At 68.6% G+C, this 16,870-nt stretch carries 19 protein-coding genes; 12 read left to right on the top strand and 7 right to left on the bottom strand.

The genetic code is table 11. The features are described from left to right. Positions 1–47: 47 nt before the first annotated feature. Positions 48–779, top strand: a complete 732-nt coding sequence (locus tag OG884_RS32075; RefSeq protein ID WP_326639130.1) for an aspartate/glutamate racemase family protein — start codon at positions 48–50, stop codon at positions 777–779. Between the two features lie 228 nt (positions 780–1,007). Then, complete coding sequence (locus OG884_RS32080) at positions 1,008–1,358, top strand: hypothetical protein (protein WP_326639131.1); 351 nt, start codon at positions 1,008–1,010, stop codon at positions 1,356–1,358. 690 nt (positions 1,359–2,048) lie between these two features. Here OG884_RS32080 and OG884_RS32085 read toward each other — a convergent pair. After that, positions 2,049–2,387: a hypothetical protein gene (locus OG884_RS32085; protein WP_326639132.1), complete on the bottom strand. Its 339-nt coding sequence runs from the start codon at positions 2,385–2,387 to the stop codon at positions 2,049–2,051. Between the two features lie 527 nt (positions 2,388–2,914). Here OG884_RS32085 and OG884_RS32090 point away from each other — a divergent pair. After that, entirely contained in the window at positions 2,915–3,490 is a 576-nt protein-coding gene (locus OG884_RS32090) for a DUF5919 domain-containing protein (RefSeq protein ID WP_326639133.1), read from the top strand. Between the two features lie 169 nt (positions 3,491–3,659). Here OG884_RS32090 and OG884_RS32095 read toward each other — a convergent pair whose 3' ends face one another. Continuing rightward, positions 3,660–4,817, bottom strand: a complete 1,158-nt coding sequence (locus OG884_RS32095; protein ID WP_326639134.1) for an RtcB family protein — start codon at positions 4,815–4,817, stop codon at positions 3,660–3,662. 453 nt (positions 4,818–5,270) lie between these two features. Here OG884_RS32095 and moaA point away from each other — a divergent pair, with 453 nt between their 5' ends. From moaA to OG884_RS32110, 3 genes are read left to right on the top strand one after another with little or no spacing between them, the layout of a single operon-like run. Next, on the top strand, positions 5,271–6,260 hold the full coding sequence (gene moaA / locus OG884_RS32100) for a GTP 3',8-cyclase MoaA (RefSeq protein WP_326639135.1): 990 nt from the start codon (positions 5,271–5,273) through the stop codon (positions 6,258–6,260). After that, positions 6,257–6,958, top strand: a complete 702-nt coding sequence (gene mobA / locus OG884_RS32105) for a molybdenum cofactor guanylyltransferase (RefSeq protein WP_326639136.1) — start codon at positions 6,257–6,259, stop codon at positions 6,956–6,958. The genes moaA and mobA overlap by 4 nt, the downstream gene beginning before the upstream one ends. Continuing rightward, positions 6,891–7,139, top strand: coding sequence for a DUF6457 domain-containing protein (locus tag OG884_RS32110; RefSeq protein WP_326647059.1), 249 nt, complete (start codon positions 6,891–6,893; stop codon positions 7,137–7,139). The genes mobA and OG884_RS32110 overlap by 68 nt, the downstream gene beginning before the upstream one ends. A 195-nt stretch (positions 7,140–7,334) precedes the next feature. On the opposite strand, the gene OG884_RS32115 is transcribed toward OG884_RS32110, so the two are convergent. Then, positions 7,335–7,646 carry a DUF3099 domain-containing protein gene (locus OG884_RS32115; protein ID WP_326639137.1) on the bottom strand — a complete coding sequence of 104 codons (312 nt, stop codon included), beginning with the start codon at positions 7,644–7,646 and terminating at the stop codon, positions 7,335–7,337. 75 nt (positions 7,647–7,721) lie between these two features. Here OG884_RS32115 and OG884_RS32120 point away from each other — a divergent pair, with 75 nt between their 5' ends. Next, positions 7,722–7,934, top strand: coding sequence for a dodecin (locus OG884_RS32120; RefSeq protein WP_326639138.1), 213 nt, complete (start codon positions 7,722–7,724; stop codon positions 7,932–7,934). Between the two features lie 99 nt (positions 7,935–8,033). Here OG884_RS32120 and OG884_RS32125 read toward each other — a convergent pair whose 3' ends face one another. Continuing rightward, positions 8,034–9,401, bottom strand: coding sequence for a metallopeptidase TldD-related protein (locus OG884_RS32125; protein WP_326639139.1), 1,368 nt, complete (start codon positions 9,399–9,401; stop codon positions 8,034–8,036). A 62-nt stretch (positions 9,402–9,463) separates the two neighbouring features. Next, positions 9,464–10,963, bottom strand: a complete 1,500-nt coding sequence (locus OG884_RS32130; RefSeq protein ID WP_326639140.1) for a TldD/PmbA family protein — start codon at positions 10,961–10,963, stop codon at positions 9,464–9,466. 76 nt (positions 10,964–11,039) lie between these two features. Here OG884_RS32130 and OG884_RS32135 point away from each other — a divergent pair, with 76 nt between their 5' ends. Next, complete coding sequence (locus OG884_RS32135) at positions 11,040–11,744, top strand: beta-ketoacyl-ACP reductase (RefSeq protein ID WP_326639141.1); 705 nt, start codon at positions 11,040–11,042, stop codon at positions 11,742–11,744. 1 nt (position 11,745) lies between these two features. After that, on the top strand, positions 11,746–12,510 hold the full coding sequence (fabI, locus tag OG884_RS32140) for an enoyl-ACP reductase FabI (protein WP_326639142.1): 765 nt from the start codon (positions 11,746–11,748) through the stop codon (positions 12,508–12,510). A 191-nt stretch (positions 12,511–12,701) separates the two neighbouring features. Here the strand turns inward: fabI and OG884_RS32145 are convergent, their stop codons facing one another. Both OG884_RS32145 and OG884_RS32150 read right to left on the bottom strand, forming a co-directional pair. After that, positions 12,702–13,574, bottom strand: coding sequence for a hypothetical protein (locus tag OG884_RS32145; protein ID WP_326639143.1), 873 nt, complete (start codon positions 13,572–13,574; stop codon positions 12,702–12,704). Between the two features lie 174 nt (positions 13,575–13,748). Further along, positions 13,749–14,693: an aldo/keto reductase gene (locus OG884_RS32150; RefSeq protein WP_326639144.1), complete on the bottom strand. Its 945-nt coding sequence runs from the start codon at positions 14,691–14,693 to the stop codon at positions 13,749–13,751. Between the two features lie 65 nt (positions 14,694–14,758). On the opposite strand from OG884_RS32150, the gene OG884_RS32155 reads away from it, so the two are divergent. The 3 genes from OG884_RS32155 to OG884_RS32165 are packed head-to-tail and all read left to right on the top strand — an operon-like array spanning position 14,759 to position 16,800. Beyond that, positions 14,759–15,460: a histidine phosphatase family protein gene (locus OG884_RS32155; RefSeq protein WP_326639146.1), complete on the top strand. Its 702-nt coding sequence runs from the start codon at positions 14,759–14,761 to the stop codon at positions 15,458–15,460. Between the two features lie 9 nt (positions 15,461–15,469). Further along, complete coding sequence (locus OG884_RS32160; RefSeq protein WP_326639148.1) at positions 15,470–16,042, top strand: DUF3090 domain-containing protein; 573 nt, start codon at positions 15,470–15,472, stop codon at positions 16,040–16,042. Beyond that, positions 16,039–16,800, top strand: a complete 762-nt coding sequence (locus OG884_RS32165; protein ID WP_326639150.1) for an SCO1664 family protein — start codon at positions 16,039–16,041, stop codon at positions 16,798–16,800. The genes OG884_RS32160 and OG884_RS32165 overlap by 4 nt, the downstream gene beginning before the upstream one ends. Positions 16,801–16,870 lie beyond the last annotated feature (70 nt).

Raw genomic sequence — 16,870 nt, forward strand, 5'->3', positions numbered from 1 at the left:
CCGGCACCAGACGACACGACCGCAACATCCGACGGGAGAGAAGCGCCATGGTCACCGGAGCGGAAACGGAGCGCGACGTCGCGATCGGCGTCCTGTGCTGCGACACCAACTTCACCAAGGTCCCGGGGCACATCCGCAACCGGGCCACCTTCGACTTCCCCGTCATCTACCGGGTCGTGGACGGTGCGACCGCCGAACGCGTGGTGACCCAGGCCGACCCGCGCCTGCTCGACCCGTTCATCCAGGCCGCGCGGGAGCTCGAAGCGCGAGGCGCGGCCGCCATCACCGGCGCCTGCGGCTTTCTCGTCATCTTCCAAAGGCAGCTGGCCGACGCGGTCAACGTCCCGCTGCACGCCTCAAGCCTGATCCAGCTGCCCATGGTGCACCGCATGATCCGCTCGGACCAGAAGGTCGGGCTGCTGGTCGCCAGGAAGCCCTCCCTCACCCGGCGCCACCTGGCGGCCGTCGGCGCCGAGCAGGTCCCGGTCTGCGTCGCCGGCTTGGAGGACCAGCCGGAGTTCCGTGAGGTCATGCTCGAAGCCCGGCGCCCAGACCTCGACGCCGATCGCCTGGGCCGCGAGGTGCTGGGCCGGGTCGAACAGCTGGCGAAGGAGAACCCCGACATGGGGGCGCTCGTCATCGAATGCACCGACGTGGTGCCCTACGCCCACCAGATCCAGGCACATCTTGGCATACCGGTCTTCGACATCGTGACCCTCACCGAAATGGTCCACCGGAGCCTGACCCGCCGCCCCTTCGGCACCTCCGGGGCGGTCTAGCGCCTGTTCCCCGCCGACGGTGGTGACCGCGCGGTTCTGAATCCGGGTTCTCGGGCGGCCTGGGCCATGGGAATCCGTACCCCCATCCGATGAGAGCGGGCGGGCCGACCCACCGGCCGAGGTGTGGGCCGCCGCTCGGCTCCCGGGAGCGGGATGAGGGGGTCAGACGTCTGGTAGGAGGCGATCGAATCTATCGGGCCTGTTGGGGCCGACACTAGGCTCTAGATCATGAAGCGTCTGATTGTCGTGGTGCTGGTGGTCGGTGGCCTTGCTGCTGCCGCCGTCGTAGGCGTCCTGGGGGCCGGCAGTTTCGTGGTGGATCGCCTGGGCTTGTTGTTGATGCCCCGCTCGCCGTTTCCCCGTTGTACCGACGATGACAAGCGGCTTGCTTCGGCTCTTGTAGTGCTCAGCATCCTTGATGCCCGTCCGGTCGAGGCGAAGCCGGACGGGAAACGTCTCGGGGGGTGCAATGACGATGACCGGCTCGCGTATGCCGAGCAGTCCTACCAGCTTTCAGCATCGCGTGCCGATGTGCCGTCCTTCTACCGCGAGGCTGCGATCAAGGACGGCTGGAAGTAGGCGCCGGTGCCGAAGCAGGAGGAGAGTGCAACGCAGGTCTGCCTCACTAAGGTCATCAACAGCCGGAATGTCTATCTGTCGGTGGGGTACTCCGACAGGCCGGAAGAGAAGGACAGCGATGACTACTTCTTGCAGGTCAGTTCTGGCCCCAGCGGGAGCAACCTGTGCTGATGCCTGGGAGAGGTGTTCGGCCGGTCTCGGTTCTGGAACGTGAGGGCTGACGACAACGGTGACGACAACGTCGGTCACCACGAGCACACGGCGACAGCCGTCCACCACCCTCTGACCTCGTGTTCGTTGAGCGGAACAGGGTGATCGTTCCGCCTGAAAAGCGGACGGTCGTATTCCTGTTTGCTGGAGGCGTGGCGGCGCAGGTCCCTCCAGATCCCACGCCGCCGCGCCCGTCTTACCGGGCTCTTCCGGACAGCAGCGCCGTCCAGATCACCCGAGCCTCATTGATTGGCCAGGGAAGGGTCTCTTGGACCTGGTGGCCGCTGTCGAGTTGAATGGTTCGCCGGACGAACGCCCGACCGGCGCCCTCGTACAGTTCGTAGACCGTGGCACGGCACCGACAGGTCCAGGTCACCGAGCGCGCCCGCTCAAGTGTCGGGTAGGGCTGCTGCCAGTCCAGTCGGATGTGGTCTCGCTGAGGCATTGCCACATGCGGACTCAGGCACTCGTCGAGCAGGGTCACGACGTGCGCTCCGCGACGCCTCCACACCGGTAGGCCGCTTTGAGGAGTTCCTCGTACCGTTGGGCGACGGAGTGGGCGACGGTGATCGGGCTGTCCACGCCGTGGACCCGGTACAGACGGCGGCCCGTCTTCACCGAGGTCTTCCCCGTCCACCAGCGGTAGGCGAGCCCGTCCGTCCAGACCAGGAGGTCGGTCCAGACGGAGACCAGGGCGACGCCGTGGCCCTCGTGGACATCGGCCGAGACGCCGCAGTGTTCGAGGCCGATGCGCAGGCGCTCAGCAGCCAGGGCCGCCGGGCATCGTTGAGTCGGCCCTTTCCGGCCGAGGGCGCTCATGACTCCAGCCCCTCCTGGTCGCGGAGCTGCTGGGCGAGTTCGGTGACGTCGTCGGCGTCGATTGTCCGGTAGAGACCCCGATTTATCTCTTCGTCGGTGAGGTGCCGGCCATTCCGAGTTGCCCACAAACGGCCCGCAGAACTACGCCAAATACACCATCCGGGAAATGCTGCCTGGAGGTCTTCCGGAATCACGGGTGTTGACATGGAGTAAGCGTCATTCCATTTGAGTGACGAACCCACCGCGTTCCAGAGACGTCCAGGACGTTTCGAAGTTAGAGTTTAAAACGTCCTTGACGTCCTCACTCTCCGAGGTGCACCGTGGCCAACGTCCCCTTACGCCGCGCCATGCTCGATGCGAAACTGAGCAACCAGAACCTGGCGGACCGCTGCGAGGTGGATGTTAAGACGGTGGAACGTTGGTTACAGGATGAGGCGCGAGTCCCGCACCTCCGGCACCAGTTGGCCGCCGCTGAGGCAGTAGGAGTTGATACGTCCGTGTTGTGGCCAGAGGCTATCCGTAACACCGTGAAGACCGGCCCGGATCGAGAGGTTCTGACCGTCTATCCGTACCGGTCGGCGTGTCCCAAGTCGATCTGGCGCAACCTGATCACCTCGGCTCGCAACGAGATCGTCTTCGCCGGGTACACCAACTACTTCCTGTGGCTGGAGCACCCCAACCTCGCCAAGGTCCTCAAGCGCAAGGCCGAGCAGGGGTGCAAGATCCGGTTCCTGATCGGCGACCCGGACAGCGAGGTCACCCGCCGCCGCGAAGAGGTGGAGAACGTTCCGCTGACCGTCTCCACCCGCATCCGGATCACCCTTTCGGAGATCGAGCAGGTTCGGGACGTGCCCGGCATCGAGGCACGCTTCGGAGACGAGCACATCGCGATGAGCGTCTTCCGCTTCGACTCGGAGATGCTCGTGACCCCGCACCTGGCCAAGCTCGTCGGCCACGACTCGCCCATGATGCACCTGCGCCGCTACCAGGACGACGGGCTGTTCGACCGGTTCGGCTACCACGCCTCCGAGCTATGGAGCAACGGGCGGGACGTCTGGGCGGGAGAGCCGCGGAAGCCTGCGGAGAACGCGAGTTCTGGGTGACTAACTGGGTGACAACGACCACGGACAATGGTGGACGGTCGTGGACCGTACGCCCAGGTCAGGACCGGTATCGGCCCCGGCCGTGCTCCTGCTCGGATCGCCTTACAAGCGAGATGTCACTGATTTGGACCCAACAGTGCCCACTAGCCAGAACGCCCCGTGTCCGATTTTAGCCCTTGTAGTTGAACACCTGGCGCAGAGTGTGCTGGATCGCGACCAGGTCCTTCTGGTCCGCCATCACCTGGTCGATCGGCTTGTACGCCTGCGGGTGCTCGTCCACCAGGGCGGCGGCGCGGTTGGCGTTCCAGGTGCGGCCGCGCATCGCCTCGGTCAGGGACGCGGCCGTCAGCTCCCGCTTCGCCCGGGTGCGCGACATCCTGCGGCCCGCTCCGTGGGAGCAGGAGTTGTACGACATCGGGTTGCCGAGCCCGCGCACGATGTATGAGCGCGTCCCCATCGAGCCGGGGATCACGCCCTCGTCGCCGGTGTCGGCCTTGATGGCTCCCTTACGGGTGATCCACAGGTCCTTGCCGTCGTACGTCTCCTGCTGCGTGAAGTTGTGATGGCAGTTGATCGTCCGGAGCCGCTGACCCTTGCCGACGACCTGGAACAGGGCGTTGCTCAGCACCTTGTCCATCTGGGCGCGCGAGGCCATGGCGTAGTGCTGCGACCACAACATGTCCTCGATGTAGGCGGTGAACTCCGGGGTGTCCTGCACCAGGTAGGCCAGGTCCGGGTCCTCCAGGCCGATGGCCTGCTTCTTCATCATCTTCTTGGCATCGACGATGTGCTTGGTGGCGAGCAGGTTGCCGATGCCGCGCGAGCCTGAGTGCAACACCGTCCAGACCCGGTCACGCTCGTCGAGGCAGACCTCGACGAAGTGGTTGCCGGACCCGAGGGTGCCAAACTGCAGGGACACCTTCTTCTCCTGATGAGGGGTCAGGTCGGTGTGCGGGCGGCCGAGGTCGCTCAGCGCGCGGTCCATGGACGGGTCGTCGTGGCCCTTGCCGACGCCGGCGGGAATTCGCTTCTCCACCAGGGGCATCAGGGCGTCGAGGGTGTCGGGGAGGTCGGCGGCGGTGAGGGTTGTCTCGGTGGCGACCATGCCGCAGCCGATGTCGACGCCGACGGCGGCCGGGATGATCGCTCCTTCGGTGGGGATCACCGATCCGACCGTCGCGCCGATGCCGATGTGCGCGTCGGGCATGAGAGCGACGTGTCCGGAGACGATGGGCAGGCGGGCGGCTCGCGCGGCCTGCATGATCGTACCCTCGTCGATCTCGCTGGCCCACGACACCAGGTTTGGTGCGGGCTGGTTCGGCATCATGGTCTCCTTCTGTTGCGAGATCCAGTTTGCCCACCTCTGAGAGGAGATCCCACTCATTTTATCGGGCGCCGTAGATCATGGTTGCTCGCCGTACCTCCCCCGCTCCCGCTCGGGTAGCGCTAGTGTCCCTCGGTCGGCGTCAATTCCATCTGAATCGCCTGACTTCGATGGAGGCACGAGGTGGTCGCGCACCTGCGGCAGCTGGTCTGCGTCAAGGGCTGAGCGATCGGTCTGCGACCAGGGCGTGCGGGGCCGTTTCGAGGGACGTGAGGACGCAGGGATCTCAGGGACCGTGAGGGGCTGAGATCATTCCTGACAGATCTGACGATCTCCCAAGGAATCAACCATCCCGTGATGATGTTGGAGTGGTCAAGGCCCGTTTAGGGCTGGGTGGGGGGCCGGCCATAGGCTGGCCCCCTGCTCAATAGATGACCGACTGGGAGGTGGCGCCCCGTGTTGCAGGATTCGTTCGGTCGTGTGGCGACCGATCTGCGGGTGTCCCTCACGGACCGTTGCAACCTGCGCTGTTCCTACTGCATGCCGGCCGAGGGCCTGGAATGGTTGCCCAAGCCCGAACTGCTGACCGCTGACGAGATCGTCCGGCTGGTCGCCATCGGGGTGGAGCGGCTGGGCATCACCGAGGTCCGCTACACCGGCGGCGAGCCACTGCTCCGCCGAGAGCTGGTCGACATCGTGGCCCGCACCACCGCGCTCAGCCCCACCCCGCAGGTCTCGCTGACCACCAACGGGATCGGGCTGAGCCGGACGGCCGCCGCGTTGGCCGACGCGGGCCTGCACCGGGTCAACGTCTCCCTTGACACCCTCGACCGCGAGACCTTCAAGAAGCTCGCGCACCGCGACCGGCTGGCCGACGTCCTTGAGGGCCTGGAGGCGGCTCACACCGCCGGACTGCGCCCCCTCAAGGTCAACACCGTGCTGATGCGCGGGGTCAACGACCACGAAGCCGTGCCGCTGCTGCGCTACTGCCTGGAGCGAGGTTACGAGCTCCGGTTCATCGAGCAGATGCCGCTGGACGCCCAGCACGGCTGGCGCCGGGAGAACATGATCACGGCTGACGAGATCCTCGCCCGGCTCAAGGCCGCCTTCGACCTGACCGACGACGACCCGGTGGAACGTGGCAGCGCCCCGGCGGAGCTGTTCCTCGTCGAGGGCGGCCCGGCCAGGGTCGGCGTCATCGGCTCGGTCACCCGCCCGTTCTGCGGTGCGTGCGACCGGGTGCGGCTCACCGCCGACGGCCAGATCCGCAACTGCCTGTTCGCCACGGACGAGTCCGACCTGAGGATCGCGATGCGCTCGGGGGCGAGCGACGACGAGATCGTCGAGCGCTGGCGGTCCGCGGTCCGGATCAAGAAGGCCGGTCACGGCATCGACGATCCCGCCTTCCTACAGCCCTCCCGCCCTATGTCCGCCATCGGCGGATGACCGCCCGCCACGACGCCTGCGTCCTGGCGGGCGGTCTCGCGAGACGGCTCGGCGGGCGGGACAAGCCCGCCCTGCACGTTTCCGGCCGCCCGCTGGTCGAGTCGGTGGCCGCCGCCGTGCCCGGCGCGGGAAGGCTGGTCGTCGTCGGGCCGCCCCGCCCCGGGCTGCCGCGCGCGATCTTCCGCCGTGAGGATCCACCCGGAGGCGGCCCCGTTCCGGCGTTGCGGGCGGGGCTGGCCGAGGTGACCGCGCCGTGGGTGGTGCTGCTCGCCGCCGACCTCCCGTTCCTGACCGCCGAGCACGTGTCCGCGCTGCTGGACGCGGCCGGTGCGGGACCGGGGACGGCGCCCTACGCCGAGGGGACACGGGTGGGAGCGGTGCTCGTCGACGACGCCGGTCGCGAGCAGTGGCTCGCCGGAGCCTGGCATACGGCGAGTCTGGTGCGGGCGCTCGCCCGCTACGAGGGGCGGTCGCTGCACGGGTTGCTGGCCCCGCTCGCCCCGGTCACGCTTCGTCTCGCCGGGCAGCCGTGGTTCGATTGCGACACCATGGATGATCTGCAGCGGGCCAGGGCGCGGGCTGAGGAGGCCCGGGACGGGCGCTACCGCGGAGAAGGAGCGAGAGTTGAACGTGCTGACGGAGTGGACCGCGCTGGTCTGCCGGGAACTGGGCATCGATCCCGCGACGGTCGACCGTGACGAGGTGCTCGACCTGACAAAGGAGGTCGCGCACGGGGTGGCCCGGCCGGCCGCGCCGCTGACGGCCTATCTGCTCGGCATAGCCCTGGGGGCGGGCACGGCGCCGCCGGACATCGTGGAAAGGCTGACCGCGATGGCGCGTAACTGGGAGCAGACAACCGATACACAGGGCGAGAAATAACGCCGGAGAAAAGGCGGAAACAAGTAAAAGTTTGAGAAAAGGGCGACGCCGGGTGGTTACGGGGGCAAACCACCCGGCGTCGCTTCATCGGCGTTCCGACGGGGGCCCGGAACGCCGGCACCAGTGCCCCGACGGGGGACCAGGGCACTTGGCTAAAGCGTACACCTACAACCCTTAGAGTGCGTCAAGACTTAGTCACGACCCGATCTCGCGTCGGTGGCGTGGAATCTCGCTCTGTCTGGAATCTTCCACGTCAGGGGCTGCTGTCGCCCCACGTGGTGGCGCGTTGGCCCCGATCACGGCAATGTACGGTAAAAAGATCGCACCGGCGAAGAGCAGTAGTCGGACGGGCAGCGGAGCGGGCACGGTGAAGGCGAGGATCAGGCAGATCAGCCGGATCCCCATCTTGATGAAGTAGCTCTTCTCCCGCTTGCCGATGTCGGCACTCAGGGAGGGCTGGGCATCCGTCACCTGATGAACTACCGGGCGCTTGTGCCATCCCCTCACGATTACCAATCTAGGCCTCATATCGGCTGGTGGCGAACGGTCATGTAATCATCGCTTTCCGGGAAGAAGCATGAGATGACAGATCGAACGTATCGGGTGACCGAGATAGTCGGCACTTCGGGTGAGAGCATCGAGGCCGCCGTGCGTAACGGGGTCCGCCGCGCCTCCCGGACCCTGCGTCACCTCGACTGGTTCGAGGTGACCGAGATCAGAGGGCACATCGAGGAGGGGGAGATCGGTCACTTCCAGATCGGGATGAAGGTCGGATTCCGTCTGGAGGGCGACTGAGCCCGTCTGCGGCGTGGCCCCGGTGGCGCGGCCCCCTCCTCCGCCCCGCGAGGCGCCGTCCGATCGATCCTCGCCACGGCAAGATCCGCCAGGCAGGGCCTAGTTGGCCTGGCTGACCGTCGACATGTTGAAATCGGGCACCCGGATCGCCGGCATGATCGCGCGGTTGAAGTAGTCGCCCCACTCGCGCGGCAGGGTCTGCTCGGAGGCGCCGACCTCGGTGAGGCGGCGGAGCAGGTCCACCGGGCTCTCGTTGAAGCGGAAGTTGTTCACCTCGCCCACGACCTCGCCGTTCTCCACCAGGTAGACGCCGTCGCGGGTCAGGCCGGTCAGCAGCAGCGTCTGCGGGTCGACCTCGCGGATGTACCACAGGCAGGTGAGCAGCAGGCCACGCTCGGTGGAGGCGATCATCTCCTCCAGTGACCGGCCGCCCTCGGGTCCCCGCATGATCAGGTTGTCGATGGCCGGGGTCACCGGCAGGCCGGTCAGCTCGGCCGAGTACCGGGTCTGCAGCAGGTTGGCCAGCTTTCCGTCGGAGATCCAGTCGGTGGCCGCCAGCGGTAACCCGTTGTCGAACACCGAGTTCTCCCGGCTGGAGGCGTGCGCCACCACGAACGGCGGGCACTCGACGCCCGGCGCGGCGGGGTCACCGTACAGGCGGATCGGCGACTCCGAGAGGGTCTCGCCGACGCGGGTGCCGCCGCCGGGCCGGGAGAAGACGGTGCGTCCCTCCAGGGCGTCGCGGGCTCCGGCCGTCCAGTACAGATAGATCATCAGGTCGGACACGGCCGTCGGTGGCAGCAGCGTCTCGTACCGGCCCGCGGGCAGGTCGACACGGTTCTTCGCCCACTCGAGTCGCCGGGCCAGCGTGGCGTCCAGAGCCGCCACGTCGATGTCGGAGAAGTCGCGGGTGGACACGCCGATCCACGCCGAGCGCTTCATGTCCAAGGACTTGGCGTTGAGCTCCAGACGGCCGGTGGGCTGGGCGTGCCGCAGCCTGGTGCCCGTGGAGGTGCCCACGAAGGTCGTCGTGACCGTGTGCTCGGCGAACCCGTACAGCCTGCGCCCGCTCGCCTCGGCCGCGGTGAAGGCCTCGCCCAGGGCGGGGGCGAAGGCGCCGAACACCCCTATCGAGGTCGGCTCGGCGAGGTCGTCCCAGTCGCTGGAGCGGGCGCCCTCCAGCAGCGGCCGGGCGTCCTCGGACGGCTGGGCGTCCTCCGCGGCGTGGTCGGCGGCCGCCACGACGTCGTCGAGCTGGTCGGGGTGGACCGCCGCCCGCGACACCACGCCCACACCCCGGCCCACGATCGAGATCACGGTGAGCTGCGAGGAGCGGGACACGCCGTTGGTGGTGAGGGTGTTGCCCGCGAAGCGCAGGTTGGCGCTCGTCCCCTCGTCCACGATCACAACGACCTCGTCGGCCGTGGAGAGCTCAAGAGCCTTCTCGATCATCTCCTGGGGGCTCATCCCACTCCTCTCCTGCCGGCTCGCCCGGCCGCCGCCTTCTGCTGTCCGCTCGCCGTACGCGCTCAACTGCCACTCTCCTGGGCGGTGTTGAGGACGCGCACGCCGCGGAAGAGCGCCGACGGGCAGCCGTGGCTGACCGGGGCGACCTGGCCAGGTTGCCCCTTACCGCAGTTGAACGCCCCGCCGAGCACGTACGTCTGCGGCCCGCCGACCGCCGCCATCGACCGCCAGAAGTCGGTGGTCGTGGCCTGGTAGGCGACGTCGCGCAACTGCCCGGCGAGCCTGCCGTTCTTGATCAGATAAAACCGCTGGCCGGTGAACTGGAAATTGTAACGCTGCATGTCGATGGACCAGCTCTTGTCGCCCACCACGTAGATGCCCCGGTCGACGCCGGAGATCAGTTCCTCGGTGGTGGGGCCGTCGGGTGCCGGTCGCAGTGACACGTTCGCCATGCGCTGGATCGGGGTGTTGCCGGGGGAGTCGGCGAAGGCACAGCCGTTGGAGGCGCCCAGGCCCTTCAGCAGTGCCATCCGCCGGTCGAGCTGGTAGCCGACCAGTACGCCGCCGGAGACGATGTCGAACTCCCTGGTCGCAACCCCCTCGTCGTCGTAGCCGATCGTGGCCAGGCCGTGCTCGACGGTGCGGTCGCCGACCACGTTCATCACCTGCGAGCCGTACACCAGCTTGCCGAGCTGGTCGAAGGTGGCGAAGCTCGTCCCGGCGTACGCCGCCTCGTAGCCGAGGGCGCGGTCGAGCTCGGTGGCGTGCCCGACCGACTCGTGGATCGTCAGCCACAGGTTCGACGGATCGATCACCAGGTCGTACGGCCCGGCCTCGACGGAGGGGGCCTTGAGCTTCTCCTCAAGGAGTTCGGGAACGCGCGCGAGCTCGCCGGGGAAGTCCCAGCCGGTGCCGGTGAGGTACTCGTGCCCCCGGCCCGCGGGTGGGGCGAGCGTCCGCATCGAGTCGAAACGGCCGTCCAGCACCCTCATCGCCTGCAACTGGGGGTGGACGCGCACCCGCTGCTGCGTGGTGGAGGTCCCGGCCGTGTCGGCGTAGAACTTCTGCTCCTTGACCTGCATCAGCGACGCCTGGACGTGGTCCACCCTGGGATCTGCCAGCAGGCCGCGTGACCAGTCGGCGAGCAGCGCCGCCTTGTCACGCATCGGCACCTCGAACGGGTCGAGTTCGTAGGAGGAGACCCAGGTGACGTCGGAGTGAACCGGCTCGGGCGCCAGTTCGACGGGCTCGCGGTTGATCGCCGCGGAGACGAGCGCCACCTCCACCGCCTGCTCGGCGACACGGGCGGCCGCCTCGGGGGTGAGCTCGATGCCCCCGGCGAAGCCCCAGGTGCCGTTCCTGACGACCCGCACGGCATAACCCAGGGTGTCGGCGTCGATGGAGCCCTCAAGGGCGGCGTCGGACAGGCGTATGGTCTCTCCGCGGATGCGTTCCAGCCGGAAGTCGGCGTGCTCGGCGCCCAGGTCCCGGGCGCGCTGCAGGGCCGCGTCCGCCAGCCGCCGCAGCGGCAGGGCGAGAAAGTCGGAATCGATCTGGCGCATGTCAACGATCCTAACCCTGCGATCTTGTCCTTCCCGGACAAGAGGGTTACTCCTAAGTAGCCGATACCTTCTGACCATGGCTCGATCTGTTCTCGTAACCGGCGGCAATCGCGGCATCGGCCTCGCGATCGCCCGCGAACTCGCCCAGGCAGGCGACGCCGTCGCCGTGACCTACCGTTCCGGACAGCCCCCCGAGGGGCTGTTCGGCGTGCGCTGCGATGTGACCAGCACGGCCGACGTGGACGCCGCGTTCGCGAAGGTCGAGGCCGAGTACGGCCCGGTCGAGGTGCTCATCGCCAACGCGGGCATCGCCAAGGACACGCTGCTGCCGATGATGAAGGAGGAGACCTTCACCGATGTCATCGACGCCAACCTGACCGGCGCCTACCGGGTCGCCAAGCGCGCCACCCGCGGCATGCTGCGGCTCAAGCGCGGGCGCATCGTGCTGATCTCCTCGGTGGTGGCCATGCTCGGCTCGGCGGGGCAGAGCAACTACGCCGCCTCCAAGGCCGGGATGATCGGTTTCGCCCGGTCGGCGGCCAGGGAACTGGGCTCGCGCAACATCACGGTCAACGTGGTCGCCCCCGGCTTCGTGGAGACCGACATGACGGCCGAACTCGACGAGTCATACCAAGAGCAGATCAGAAAGAACATCCCCCTGGGTCGCTACGCCAGCCCTGAGGAGATCGCACGCGTGGTCAGGTTCCTGGCCGGCGAGGACGCCGCCTACATCACCGGGGCTGTCATCCCCGTTGACGGCGGCCTTGGAATGGGGCACTGACGTGGGAATTCTCGAAGGCAAGCGGCTTCTCGTCACCGGGGTGCTCACCGACTCCTCCATCGCCTTCTCGGTGGCCAAGCTGGCCCAGCAGGAGGGCGCCCAGATCGTGCTCACCGGTTTCGGCCGGCTCAGCCTGGTCGAGCGCATCGCCAAGCGCCTGCCGGAGCCGCCGCCGGTGCTGGAGCTCGACGTCACCAGCACCGAGCACCTCGACTCCCTGGCCGACCGGGTCGGCGAGCACCTCGGCGGCCTGGACGGGGTGGTGCACGCCATCGGCTTCGCCCCCCAGACCGCCCTGGGCGGCAACTTCCTGAACACCTCCTGGGAGGACGTGGCGACCGCCGTCCAGGTCTCCACCTACTCGTTCAAGTCGCTCGCGGTGGCCGCGCTCCCGCTCATGAAGGAGGGCGGCGCGATCGTCGGCCTCGACTTCGACGCCACCAAGGCCTGGCCGGTGTACGACTGGATGGGGGTGGCCAAGGCCGGCCTGGAGTCCTGCTCCCGCTACCTGGCCCGCGATCTGGGCAAGCACGGCATCCGGGTCAACCTTGTCGCGGCGGGTCCGCTCCGGACCATGGCCGCCAAGAGCATCCCCGGCTTCGGCGAGTTCGAGGACAGCTGGCCCGCCAAGGCCCCGATCGGCTGGGACGTCAACGACCCGATCCCGGCGGCCAAGGCGTGTGTCGCCCTGCTGTCGGACTGGTTCCCCGCCACGACCGGTGAGATCGTCCATGTCGACGGCGGCGTTCACGCCATCGGCGCCTAACCAGGCCCTGTCCCGCGGGCCGGGCGGTGCCTCGCGGGGCGGGAGGAGCCGCGGCGTTCCGCGGTGACCGACGACGCGGCGGGGCGCCGCCTTCACCACCTGGCCGCACAGGTACGACCATCACCGGGGACACACCGCACTTGGAGGCTTCCACCCGCCGGCCGCGTCACCGACCTGCCTGGGCAGTACACCTAGGCCACCCGGTGATGGCTCGGCGGCACCGGCTCGAAGGGTATCGACTCCTTGACCTTCCGCCTGCTGTACAGCAGGCGGACCGCGAGGATGGCCAGGATGAGCAGCGCGGTGGTGAGCACGGTACCCACCGTGTCGGACGACCGGCTGGGCGTCACCGGCCGTTCGTTCGACATCTGCCGCTGGAGCTCCTGTATCAGCGGAGCCGGCCAGAGCAGTTCCACCCGGGGCGCCTCGGCGTCGACCACGGGTGACGGCACCACGGGTGACGGCTCGGAGGCCACCGGTGCGCCCGCGTCGGTCGCGGGTGTGTCGGCCTCCGGATACGGCGATTGTGAGGGCTTTCGCGTCCGGCCGGTCGGCACTGGTTCCTTCCGCGCGGGCTCGTGGTCGTGGTCGCGTGAGGGGCTCGGCGACGGCGTGGACAGGGCCGTCCCCTGCGGGAGGGAACTCGCCGACGGGTCCGGGCACTTGGGGGAGGCCGACGCGGACCGGCAGGCATCGGCGGGATCTCCGGGACGCGGCACGTCGCCGGAGGGAGTCTCCTCTCCCGTCGTGGGGGGAGCGTCGGTGGCCGAGGTGTCCGGTGCCTGTGTCGCCCTCTTGGTGTCGGCGGGCGTCTGAGCCGTGGTGGCGACGGTGTCGTCGTCGGCGGGCGAGGATGAGAGCGGGGAGGTGTCGCCCGTGAGGCTGCTCACCACGTTGTCCACGGTCCGGCAGATCCCGCCCGTCACGGTGCCCAGGAGCCCTCCGTGATCGCAGTCGTTCACCTGCGTGACGGCACTCGCCCGAGCGGTGTCCACCGATCCGGCCGCCGGGATCCCGCTGCCCAGCACCAGCGCCAGGGCGCCTGCCGACATCGCGGTTCGCACTCGTCTCCCTTCCCCGGATCGGATGTCGGCCATGGTGTCCTGCCGACATCCGGGTGCCCCACCACCTGTTCGACAGTCTTGTGGGGAGGCCCGGTTTTTTCACGGAAAGTTGCTATTCGGTATCGAGTAGTGATACGCGAGGCGAATTCTCGTTCGGTTTCCGTCCGGGGTGCCTCAGTCGGCCGACACGTCGTCGAGTGCTTCCCTGATCTCCACCGGCAATGTCAGATCCTCGGCCTGGAGCACCCCGGACAGCTGCGAGTGGGTGCGGGCGCCGACGATGGCGGAGGCCACCCCCGGCTGGTCGCGTACCCACGACAGGGCCACCGACAGCGGTGAGACGCCGAGCCCTTCGGCGGCGGTCGTCACCGACTCCACGACCCGGCGGCACCGCTCGTCGAGGTAGGGCATGACGAAATCGGCGAAGTGCGGGGTCGCGGCCCGAGAGTCGGCGGGGATGCCCGTGCGGTACTTGCCGGTGAGGACCCCGCGCCCGAGCGGCGACCAGGCGAGCACCCCGGCGCCGACATACTCGGCGGCGGGGATCAGCTCGCGCTCGGCCTCTCTGGCCAGGAGCGAGTACTCGACCTGGGCCGCGACGATCGGCACCCGCCCTGGAACCGCACGCTGCCCCGCGGCGGCGGTCGCCAGCTGCCAGCCCGCGTAGTCGCACACCCCGGCGTACGCGGCCCGCCCGGAGGACACGATCGCGTCCACGGCGGCCAGGGTCTCCTCCAGCGGGACGTCGGGATCGAAGGCGTGCAGCTGCCACAGGTCGACCTCGTTGACGCCCAGGCGGGTCAGGGAGGCGTCGATCGCGGCGACCAGATGCTTCCTGGAGGCGTCACGGGGTCTGCGCCCGGCCGGGGTGAGCACGGCCTTGGTGGACAGCACCAGCTCCGAACGCGGCACCGAGTCGCGCAGCAGCCGCCCGAGCAACCGCTCGGCGTCGCCGCCCGTGTAGACGTCGGCGGTGTCGATGAGCGTGCCACCGGCCTCGGCGAACATGCGAAGCTGCGCCGCGGCCTCCTCGGCGCCGGTGTCACGCCCCCACGTCATCGTCCCCAGTCCCAGGCGGGACACCGACAAGCCGCTCCGGCCCACATAGCGCTGCTCCATGATCCGGCCAGATTACCGCCCGGCCCCTTAAAAGTAGTGGAGTGAGGGCTGCAAGACTTGCCCGCGTGACGACCTTGTTGCTGGCCAGACACGGCCTTACCCACCTCACCGGTCCGGTCCTCGCGGGCTGGACCCCGGATGTTCACCTCAGCGACGCGGGACAGGCCCAGGCGAAGGCCCTCGCCGCCCGGCTGACCTCGCTGGAGCTCGACGCGATCGTCTCCAGCCCGCTGGAACGCTGTCAGGAGACCGCGCAGGCGGTCGCCGAGGGGCGAGGGGAGGCGGAGGTGCTGACCGATGAGCGCTTCGGCGAGTGCCGCTACGGTGACTGGACGGGCCGCCCGATCGCCGAACTCGTCAAGGACCCTCTCTGGCCGGTGGTGCAGGCCCATCCGAGCGCGGTGACGTTCCCCGGGGGAGAGTTCCTGCCGGCCGTCCAGTACCGCGCGGTGGCGGCGGTCAGGGAATGGAACGAGCGTCTCGGCCCGAAGGCGGTCTACCTCGTCTGCAGCCACGGAGACGTGATCAAGGCCATCGTGGCCGACGCCATGGGTCTGCATCTGGACCAGTTCCAACGGATAGTCGCTGATCCGGCCTCGCTCACCGTCATTCGCTACACCCCCTTGCGCCCTTTCGTGCTCAGGCTCAACGACACGGGCGGAGATGTGGCCGGATTGCGCCTCGCGGAGGGTTCGGAAGGCGAGGACGGGGGAGAAAATCCCACCGGGAGTGATGCCGCAGTCGGCGGCGGATCCGGGACCACGTAAGGTCGGGCTATGCCGGTCTTCGACTACGATCCACCCGAGAGATTCGTGGCCGGTGCCGTGGGGCAACCGGGATCACGAACCTTCTTCCTTCAGGCGCGGGGGCAGGGCAGGCTGACCACCGTGGCGCTGGAGAAGTTCCAGGTCGCCGCACTGGCAGACCGCCTCGACCAGCTGCTCGACGAGGTGCTGCGGCGTGGTGAGGCCGACGCCCCGGTGCCCGCCGTCGCTCCGGCCGCGCCGGCCGACAACGCCCCTCTCGACGTGCCGATCAGTGAGGACTTCCGCGTCGGCACCATGGCCCTGGCCTGGGACTCCGAGGCCGCCCAGGTGGTCATCGAGGCACAGGAGGCCGGGGTCGAGGAGGAGTTCGAGCCGTCCACGCTCGCCGAGCCCACGGCACTGCGTGTGCACATCAGCCCAGACGCTGCCAGGGCCTTCACCAAGCGGGCCATGGCACTGGTCGCCGCCGGGCGCCCGCCCTGCCCGCTCTGCGCCCAGCCTCTCGATGCCGAAGGGCATATTTGTGTGCGGCTCAACGGTTACCGGGGTAGTAGCGCTTCATCTGGTGGAGGAGGCGAATGAGCGCTGAGAGCGAGCCGACGCTGAGTGCGGTGCCGGCCACGGGGCTGGATGACGAGACCGCGATGCGTCTGCTCCGTGACGGCCGGTTGGATGTGGCGGGTCGCCTGGTCGAGGCGACCAACATGACGCTTTACTGTTCGGTCCGGCTCGGTGAGCTCGCGGCGGCCTGCGTGTACAAGCCGGTACGGGGTGAGCGCCCGCTCTGGGACTTCCCCGACGGAACCCTGGCTGCTCGCGAGGTCGCCGCCTACGAGGTCTCCGCGGCGATCGGCTGGCGGATCGTGCCGCCCACCGTCTACCGGGACGGCCCGTTCGGCCCGGGAATGTGCCAGCTCTGGATCGACACCGACCCCGAGGTCGACCTGATGGTGCTGATCCGCAGCCGCCAGCCCTCGCTGCGGCGGATGGCCGTCTTCGACGCCGTCGTCAACAACGCCGACCGTAAAGGGGGCCACCTGCTGCCGCTCGCCGACGGCCATGTCTACGGGGTTGACCACGGGGTCTCCTTCTCCGCCGAGGACAAGCTCCGCACCGTGCTCTGGCAGTGGCGCGGCAAGCCCCTGTCTCGCGAGGCCATGAACGTCCTGACCCGCCTCGAACGCGACCTGGAGCAGGGGCGGCTCGGCCGCCGCCTCCGGGAACTCCTCACTCTCCCCGAGGTTGAGGCCACCTGGTCACGGGTCCGCAGGCTCCTTGACACCGGCCTGCACCCCCTCCCCTCCAAGGAGTGGCCGGCCCTCCCGTGGCCGCCGATCTGAGTTCCCGCGCGGTGGAGATCGCGACCTCGGACTTCTCGCCGGCGAAGGACCCCGATCCGAGCCCGCTCGC

Source organism: Streptosporangium sp. NBC_01755 (assembly GCF_035917995.1).
Taxonomy (GTDB): Bacteria; Actinomycetota; Actinomycetes; order Streptosporangiales; family Streptosporangiaceae; genus Streptosporangium.